1 protein-coding gene is annotated in these 534 nt (G+C 67.6%); it reads right to left on the reverse strand.

What is annotated here, in order from left to right; genetic code table 11:
• Window positions 1-534: glucodextranase DOMON-like domain-containing protein (locus FK530_RS25360; RefSeq protein ID WP_205124284.1), on the reverse strand; the 534-nt coding region annotated here is incomplete at both ends.

Here is a 534-nt window from a genome sequence, read left to right on the forward strand (position 1 = left end):
GCTCAGCGTGATCGTGTGGTCCGTGGCCTTCGCCGTCAATCCGACGTCGGCGACCCGGGTGTTCCCGGTGTCGTAGACCCCGGCGGCATTGAAGCGACCATCGGCCACCACCACGCGGTTCCATCCGGAGGCGGTGTCCATGTTGGTCCCCCCACGTGCCGGGGTCGCCCCGCCCGTCCCGTCACCGATGTAGTACTCAATGTGCTGGAGGGAGATGGCGCTGCCACCGAAGGGGTTCGTGACCTCCCCGGCGATCGTCGAGCGGAAGGACCAGGAGACCCCCGCGTCCAGGACCTCGACCTTCGTCAGGTCGAAGGCTCCCGGCACAAAGGCACCGTTCTTCGGGTAGACATAGGATCCCGGCCCGTTGTCGTCACGCTCGGGATCCTCCAGTGAGGCGACCACCTCGCCGGGTCCGCCCACCTCATTCGAGGGAGCCGAGAGCACCCCGTCCACGACGGCACGCACGACCCACCGGTAGGAGGCGCCGGACTGCATGGCGTCAGTGAAGGTGACCTTGTCCTGGGGCAGTCG

It is taken from the genome of Tsukamurella conjunctivitidis (genome assembly GCF_007858475.1).
GTDB lineage: Bacteria > Actinomycetota > Actinomycetes > Mycobacteriales > Mycobacteriaceae > Tsukamurella > Tsukamurella conjunctivitidis.